Source organism: Streptomyces calidiresistens (genome assembly GCF_014141525.1).
GTDB classification, from domain to species: domain Bacteria; phylum Actinomycetota; class Actinomycetes; order Streptomycetales; family Streptomycetaceae; genus Streptomyces; species Streptomyces calidiresistens.
Map to the genome: position 1 here is coordinate 1 of NZ_VKHS01000429.1, position 4720 is coordinate 4720.

Consider the following 4720-nt stretch of genomic DNA (forward strand, 5'->3'; position numbering starts at 1 on the left):
CCCCCGGGCTCCCCCATCGGCCCCACCAGTTCGAGAATCTCCTCGACCCCGCCCACCAGCACGGCCTCCTCACGGAGCAACCGGTGCACGCCCCGGGAGTGCGAGGAGAGAACCGACCCGGGCACGCCCATCACCGCGCGCCCCGCGTCCGCCGCCCGGCGCGCCGTGGACAGCGCGCCGCTGCGCACGGCCGCCTCCACCACCACCGTCCCCCGCGTGAGCGCCGCCAGTACGCGGTTGCGGGTCAGGAAACGCCCTCTGGTGGGTCGCAGACCCGGCGGCAGTTCGGCCACCACCAGGCCTTGATCCGCGATCCGACGCAACAGGTCGGCGTGGGCGGCCGGGTAGGGCACATCCACGCCGCACGCCAACACCGCGACCGTCGCCCCACCCACCGCCAGGGCGCCCCGGTGGGCGGAACCGTCGATGCCCAGGGCACCCCCGGACACCACCGTCCAGCCGTGCTCGGCCAGACCGGCACCCAGCTCCGCCGCCACGTGGGACCCGTAGTCCGTGCAGGCCCGGGAGCCGACCACCGCGACCGAACGGACCGCCAGCAGTCGCAGCGAGGGGCCCCCGCGGACCCACAGGCCCACCGGCCGTCCCTCGCCCAGGTCGTCCAACTGGGCCGGCCACTCGGGGTCACCGGGGCAGACGAACCGGGCCCCCAACGTGTTCGCCGCCCACAGATCGCGCTCGGGCAGGGCATCGCGATATCTCAGGCGCAGACCCGCCCAGCGCTCCGCTCCCACCCCCGGCGGCGGCCGGTCCCCCCGCAGATCGGCGCACACCCCCTCGGCCCCCACCTCGGCCAGGCGGCGACCGAGGGCGGTGTCCCCCGGCTCGATCACCCGGGACAGCCGGACCCTGGCCAGCCGCTCCTCCTCCGGGACGCGCCCCCCGCCCGACCCCGGACAGGCGCCCGCCGGACCGGCGTCGGGGCTCCCGCCGGTCACGCCGGGCCCCCGGGGAAGCCGGTGCCCCGGGGCACCCCGGTGCGCAGCGCCAACGCCGTGTCCACGTCCTCCGCCGAGGGCTTGTCCCGTCCCGCCAGGTCGGCCACCGTCCACGCCACCCGCAGCACCCGGTCCAGCCCCCGCGCGGTGAGGGTCCCGCGCTCCAGGTCCCGCTCCGCGCGCTCCAACGCGGCGGGGCCGGGGGACCACCGTCCCCGCAACTCATGGCCCGGGACCTCGCCGTTCACCCGCCACGGGGTGCCCCGGAACCGCCGCTCCGCCCGTTCCCGGGCCTCGACCACCCGGCGGGCGACCACCGCCGTGGACTCCCCGGCGCCCGGGCCGGCCAACAACTCCGCCCGACCGACGGGCTCCACCGGCACCCGCAGGTCCATGCGGTCCATCAACGGCCCGGACAATCGGGCCCGATAGCGGCGCACCGCGGCGGGCGGACACTCGCACCCGCCTGCGGTGGTGCCGTGGCGTCCGCACGGACACGGGTTGGCGGCCATCACCAGCAGGAAGCGGGCGGGCAGTGTGGTCATCCCCGCCGAACGGGCGATCACGACCCGCCCGGACTCCAGCGGCTGCCGCAGGGCGTCCAGCACCCGACCGCTCATCTCCGCCGCCTCGTCGATGAAGAGCACGCCGCGGTGGGCCAGCGAGACCGCGCCGGGGCGGGGGAGACCGGTGCCGCCGCCCACCAGGGCGGCCATCGAGGCCGAGTGGTGGGGGGCGCAGTACGGCGGCCGCTCCACCAGCGGGACCCCCTCCGGCAACGATCCGTCGATGGAGTGCACCGCCGTGACCTCGAGGGATTCCCGCCGGCTCAACGGCGGGAGCAGCCCCGGCAGCCGCTCGGCGAGCATCGTCTTGCCGGCCCCGGGAGCACCGCGCAGGAAGAGGTGGTGGCACCCGGCGGCCGCCACCTCCAGGGCGCGCCGGGCCACCCGCTGCCCCGCCACGTCGGCCAGGTCCGGTTGCCGCCCGTCCGTCGCCGCCCCGACTACCCGCCCGTCCGTCGCCGGGAGATGGTCCGGTTCCTCCTCCGGCACCGGCTCCCCGTTGAGCACCGCGATCAACTGCCGCAGACTGCGGACCCCGAGCACCGCCGTCTCCGGCACCAGTGCCGCCTCCGCCGCGGTGGACTCGGCGACCACCACCCGCCGGTACCCCGCGGCCGCCGCGGCGAGGACGGCCGGCAACACCCCCCGGACCGGCCGCACCCGACCGTCCAGTCCCAACTCGCCGAACATGACGAGATCGTCCACGGCAGCCGGATCCACCTGCTCGGCCGCCGCCAGCACCCCCGCGGCGATCGCCAGGTCGAAACCGCTGCCCGACTTGGGAACCGTCGCCGGGCTGAGCCCCACCGTGAGCTTGCGCTGAGGCCAGGGGACCCCCGAGTTGACCACCGCCGAGCGCACCCGCTCGCGGCTCTCGCTCAGGGACTTGTCGGCCAGGCCCACCAGCGTGAACGCGGGAACACCGGCCTCCAGGTCCGCCTGGACCTCCACCACCACCCCCTCCACACCCTGCAGCGCGACCGATCGGGTTCGGGCGAACGCCATCACGCCACCCCCCGCACGTGCTCCAGTACCGGGGCACCGCGGCGGGGAATGAGCACGCCGATCAGATCCAGACGGACCCCACCCGGTGGTGGCGCGCCGTGGTCGGGCAGCCAGCGTTCCGTCATCCATCGCTCGGCCAGGCCGCGCAGGCGGGCGGTCTGGCGACGCCCCAGGCCGGCCAGGGGAACCTGGAACCCCCCGGCCCGCCGGGTCTTCACCTCGCAGATCACCAGGGTGCCCGGTGCCCGGGGGCCCTCCTCCGGTTCGAGGGCGACGATGTCGATCTCCCCCCACCGGCACCGCCAGTTCCGGTCCAGCACCCGGGCCCCCGTCACCATCAACCGTCGTGTCGCCACGTTCTCGCCGTATCGGCCGATCGCCCTGCGTCGGTCCATGCCGTTCGCCTCCCTGCCGTGGTCGGTGTGCCACCCGGGCCGGTTCGGTGTCCACCGGTCGGGACGGGGGAACCCCCCCCGGGCCCCCGGCGCACGGGCGGCGGAACGTCGTCACGGTGCCCCCGCACGGGCTCGCGCGCCGGCGACGGGGTTCTTCCTGTGGACGGCCCCGGGGATGTGGAGAACTCCGCCACTCCCACGGGTGAATCGGCGGTCGCCGGCGCGCCGATCGGTCCCCCCGGCGTCCCGTCCGCGGGCGGGCTCACCGAAGGGACGGGAACGAGAGGGGCCGGGAGCCGGACGAGCACGGTCACGACCGACCCGGGTGCCGGCCGACGGAAGGAAGACGGAAGGAAGGAGGGAAACGGGAGGAAGGGGGAAAGACACTCGGCGCCGGGCCCGGGGGGCGAGCCCTGGCGGGGTCGGGCGCCGGGACGAAGCCCTCCCGACGCTCCCCGTCCGTTCCCCCGCCGGTCGGCGGGCCGCCCCCGGCCGGGCACGGGGTCGCCCGGCGGTTTCCCGGTCCCTTACACTTCTCGTGGCGATTCGGGTACCCGAATCGACCTCGCATGTCCCGCCGGCGGCGCTCCGGGATTCCCTCCCCGCGCGGTCGGCCGCGTCTCTCGGTCCGTGGGTCCGGAGGATCGGTTCCCGATTCCCGTACGGCCCCCGGTGGACGCGGGTGGACATCAGGGGCGCGAGCCGCCGGCCCGCGCCGACAACCGAGTATTTCCCTGAAGGAGAACGGCCATGGCCGTCGTCACGATGCGGGAGCTGCTGGAGAGCGGCGTCCACTTCGGGCACCAGACCCGCCGCTGGAACCCGAAGATGAAGCGCTTCATCTTCACCGAGCGCAACGGCATCTACATCATCGACCTGCTGCAGTCGCTGTCGTACATCGACCGCGCCTACGAGTTCGTCAAGGAGACCGTCGCCCACGGCGGCACCGTGATGTTCGTCGGCACCAAGAAGCAGGCGCAGCAGGCGATCGCGGAGCAGGCCGGCCGGGTCGGCATGCCCTACGTCAACCAGCGCTGGCTGGGCGGCATGCTCACCAACTTCTCGACCGTTCACAAGCGGCTGCAGCGCCTCAAGGAGCTGGAGCAGATCGACTTCGAGGACGTGGCCGCCTCCGGCCTCACCAAGAAGGAGCTGCTCGTCCTCTCCCGCGAGAAGGCCAAGCTGGAGAAGACCCTCGGCGGTATCCGCGACATGCAGAAGGTGCCCAGCGCCGTCTGGATCGTGGACACCAAGAAGGAGCAGATCGCCGTCGGCGAGGCCCGCAAGCTCAACATCCCGGTCGTCGCGATTCTCGACACCAACTGCGACCCCGACGAGGTCGACTACAAGATCCCCGGCAACGACGACGCCATCCGCTCGGTCACCCTCCTGACCCGGGTGATCGCCGACGCCGTCGCCGAGGGCCTGATCGCCCGCTCCGGCGCCGCCGGTGCCAAGGAGGGCGACAAGCCCGCCGGTGAGCCGCTGCCCGAGTGGGAGCGGGAGCTGCTGGAGGGCGCCGAGGCCAAGGCCGCCGAGGTGGCGCCGACCGCCGAGGCCGTGTCCGCCGCCGACGCCGCGGACCCCCAGGCCCCCGCCGCCGATGTCGAGCCGGCCGCCGAGACCCCGGCCGCCGAGACCCCGGCCGCGGAGACCCCCGACGCCGAGACCCCGGCTGCCGAGACCCCGGCCGACCAGGCCTGATCGGACCGATCGCCACCCGCCGGGGAACGGCGGGCGGGGCTCCCCGCCCCCCCCGCCGTTCCCCGGCGCCATCCCACCCCCCCGACATCCCGGG

At 75.1% G+C, this 4720-nt stretch carries 4 protein-coding genes; 1 reads left to right on the plus strand and 3 read right to left on the minus strand.

All coding sequences use genetic code 11. From position 1 onward, the window contains the following. The 3 genes from dprA to FOE67_RS16925 all read right to left on the minus strand — a co-directional run. Positions 1-875 (minus strand): DNA-processing protein DprA (dprA, locus tag FOE67_RS16915; RefSeq protein WP_194444367.1); only part of this gene is annotated, 875 nt, incomplete at its 3' end. A gap of 77 nt (positions 876-952) precedes the next feature. Continuing rightward, entirely contained in the window at positions 953-2527 is a 1575-nt protein-coding gene (locus FOE67_RS16920) for a YifB family Mg chelatase-like AAA ATPase (protein WP_182665169.1), read from the minus strand. Then, on the minus strand, positions 2527-2922 hold the full coding sequence (locus tag FOE67_RS16925; protein WP_182665172.1) for a YraN family protein: 396 nt from the start codon (positions 2920-2922) through the stop codon (positions 2527-2529). The genes FOE67_RS16920 and FOE67_RS16925 overlap by 1 nt, the downstream gene beginning before the upstream one ends. 750 nt (positions 2923-3672) lie before the next feature. On the opposite strand from FOE67_RS16925, the gene rpsB reads away from it, so the two are divergent. Beyond that, complete coding sequence (rpsB, locus tag FOE67_RS16930) at positions 3673-4626, plus strand: 30S ribosomal protein S2 (RefSeq protein ID WP_182665175.1); 954 nt, start codon at positions 3673-3675, stop codon at positions 4624-4626. Positions 4627-4720 lie beyond the last annotated feature (94 nt).